The organism is Uliginosibacterium silvisoli (assembly GCF_036017035.1).
Classification (GTDB): domain Bacteria; phylum Pseudomonadota; class Gammaproteobacteria; order Burkholderiales; family Rhodocyclaceae; genus Viridibacterium; species Viridibacterium silvisoli.
Window position 1 is genome coordinate 1 of the sequence record NZ_JAYXHS010000008.1, and the last position, 3,491, is coordinate 3,491.

The 3,491-nt window shown below is 64.3% G+C and carries 1 protein-coding gene; it reads right to left on the reverse strand.

The features are described from left to right. On the reverse strand, positions 1–3,491 hold a 3,491-nt coding region (locus tag VVD49_RS21775; RefSeq protein ID WP_327601349.1), incomplete at both ends, for a beta strand repeat-containing protein.

Sequence of the window (3,491 nt, forward strand, 5' to 3'; positions counted from 1 at the left end):
TGACCGAGGCTCACCGTGAAGTTGCCCGTGGCGGCGCCTTCGATGACAGACGATGGGCCGGTGATGCTCACCAGCACTGTGTCAGGCGTAGCTTCATCGCTGATCGTCGTCGTGACCGAGTTCGATGCAGGGTTGGCGGCAATCGCCTCGAAGCCGCCACCGCTGATCGAGCCAAGCGACACGATGATGGTCTCGCCGGAATCTGCGCGTGCATCGTCGATGGTGGGGATCGTGAAGGTCGCGCTCGTCGCGCCGGCAGGCACGGTGACGCTGATGACACCGGTGTAATCGCTGCCGTTGGTGGCGGTGCCAGTGTAGGTCAGGTTCACCGTGACAGGCGTGACGGCAGCTTGACCGAGGCTGACGGTGTAATTGCTTGTCGCATTGCCTTCGATGACGCTTGCCGGGCCGGCGATGCTGACCAGCACTGTATCTGGCGTGGCTTCGTCATTGATCGTTGTCGTGACGCTGCTGCTCGACGGATTTGCCGCGATGGCTTCGAAGCCGCCGCCACTGATGCTGCCCAGGCTGACGATGATGGTTTCGCCGGAGTCGGCGAAGGCGTCATCGAGCGTTGCGAGGTTGAACGTCGTGCTCGTCGCGCCGGCAGGAATCGTCACGCTTATGACGCTGGTGTAGTCCGTGCCATTGGCAGCTGTGCCGGTGTAGGTCAGGTTCACCGTCACGGGGGTGACGGCGGCCTGTGCCAGCGACACGGTGTAGTTGCCGGTGTTGTTGCCCTCGGTCACGCTTGCCGGGCCGGCGATGCTCACCAGCACCGTGTCCGGCGTGGCTTCATCACTGATCGTCGTCGTGACGCTGTTGTTCGTCGGGTGAGCAGTGATGGCTTCGAAACCGCCGCCGGAAATCGAACCGAGCGAGACGACGATGGTTTCGCCCGAGTCGGCGAATGCGTCATCGATGGTCGCGAGGTTGAAGGTCGCACTCGTCGCGCCCGCGGGCACCGTGACGCTGACGACACCGGTGTAGTCCGTGCCGTTGGCGGCCGTGCCCGTGTAGGTGAGATTCACCGTGACAGGTGTGACGGCCGCCTGACCCAGCGAGATGGTGTAGTTGCCGGTGGTGTTGCCTTCGGTGACGGTCGCCGGGCCGGCAATGCTCACCAGCACTGTGTCTGGTGTCGCTTCGTCACTGATCGTGGTGGTGACGCTGCTGCTCGACGGGTTGGCAGCGATGGCTTCGAAGCCGCCGCCGCTGATCGAGCCCAGGGAGACAACGATGGTCTCGCCCGAATCGGCGAGCGCGTCGTCGAGGGTGGCGATGTTGAAGGTCGCGTTCGTGGCGCCGGCCGGGATGGTGACGCTCACCACACCGGTGTAGTCCGTGCCATTCGTGGCGGTACCGGTGTAGGTCAGGTTCACCGTGACTGGCGTGACGGCGGCCTGACCCAGCGAGACGGTGAAGTTGCCGGTCGTGTTGCCTTCCGTGACGGTGGCCGGGCCGGCGATGCTCACCAGCACCGTATCCGGCGTGGCTTCGTCGGAGATGGTCGTGGTGACGCTATTGCTCGACGGATTCGCTGCGATGGCCTCGAAGCCGCCGCCCGTGATCGAGCCGAGCGAGACGATGATGGTCTCGCCCGAATCGGCGAAGGCATCGTCGAGCGTCGCCAGGTTGAACGTCGCCGTCGTTGCGCCGGCAGGTACCGTCACGCTGATGACGCCCGTGTAATCCGTACCGTTGGTTGCGGTGCCGGTGTAGGTGAGGTTCACCGTGACAGGTGTGAAGGCCGCCTGGCCGAGCGTGATGGTGTAGTTGCCCGTCGTGTTGCCTTCGGTGACGGTCGCAGGGCCGGTGATGCCGACCAGCACCGTGTCCGGTATGGCTTCGTCATTGATGGTTGTCGTGACGCTGTTGCCGGAGGGGTTCGCTGCAATCGCTTCGAAGCCGCCACCGCTGATCGAACCCAGCGAGACGATGATGGTTTCGCCCGAATCGGCGCGTGCATCGTCGATGGTTGGAATCGTGAAGGTCGCACTGGTCGCGCCTGCAGGCACCGTGACACTGACGACACCGGTGTAGTCGCTGCCATTCGTCGCTGTGCCGGTGTAGGTGAGGTTCACCGTGACTGGCGTGACGGCGGCCTGGCCCAGGCTGACGGTGTAGTTGGTCGTGGCGTTGCCTTCGACGACCGTGGCCGGGCCGGCGATGCTCACCAGCACCGTGTCTGGCGTCGCTTCGTCGGAGATCGTCGTCGTGACCGAGTTGGCCGCGGGGTTCGCTGCGATGGCTTCGAAACCGCCGCCCGTGATCGAGCCCAGCGAGACGATGATGGTCTCGCCGGAATCGGCCAGCGCATCGTCGAGGGTTGCGAGATTGAAGGTTGCGTTCGTGGCGCCTGCCGGGACGGTGACGCTCACCACGCCGGTGTAGTCCGTACCGTTGCTGGCCGTACCGGTGTAGGTCAGGTTGACCGTCACTGCCGTCGCAGCGGCCTGGCCGAGCGAGACGGTGTAGTTGCCCGTGGCGTTGCCTTCGGTCACGGTCGCCGGGCCCGTGATGGAGACCAGCACCGTGTCTGGCGTCGCTTCGTCACTGATCGTCGTCGTGACCGAATTCGCTGCCGGGTTTGCTGCGATGGCTTCGAAACCGCCGCCCGTGATCGAGCCGAGCGAGACGATGATGGTTTCGCCGGAGTCGGCGAGTGCGTCATCGATGGTCGCTAGGTTGAAGGTCGCGCTGTTCGCACCGGCCGGGATGGTGATGCTCACCACGCCGGTGTAGTCCGTACCATTCGTGGCCGTGCCGGTGTAGGTGAGGTTCACCGTAACGGGTGTGGCAGCGGCCTGGCCGAGCGAGACGGTGAAGTTGCCGGTCGCCGCGCCTTCGATGACCGACGAAGGACCGGTGATGCTCACCAGCACCGTGTCTGGCGTGGCTTCGTCGGAGATGGTTGTCGTCACGCTATTGCCGGACGGATTCGCCGCGATGGCTTCGAAGCCACCACCCGTGATCGAACCGAGCGAGACGATGATGGTCTCGCCGGAATCAGCCAGTGCATCGTCGATCGTCGCGAGGTTGAAGGTCGCATTCGTGGCGCCGGCCGGGATGGTGACACTCACCACGCCGGTGTAGTCGGAGCCATTCGTTGCCGTGCCGGTGTAGGTGAGGTTCACCGTGACAGGCGTTGCCGCGGCCTGCCCGAGGCTCACCGTGTAGTTGGTGGTCGTTGCCCCTTCAGTCACGGAAGCCGGGCCGGCGATGCTCACCAGCACCGTGTCCGGCGTGGCTTCATCGCTGATCGTCGTGGTGACGCTATTGCTCGAAGGATTTGCCGCGATGGCTTCGAAGCCGCCACCACTGATGCTGCCCAGGCTTACGATGATGGTTTCGCCAGAATCGGCCAACGCATCATCGATCGTCGCGAGATTGAAGGTTGCATTCGTCGCGCCGGCCGGGATGGTGACACTCACCACACCGGTGTAATCCGTGCCGTTCGACGCAGTGCCCGTGTAAGTCAGATTCACGGT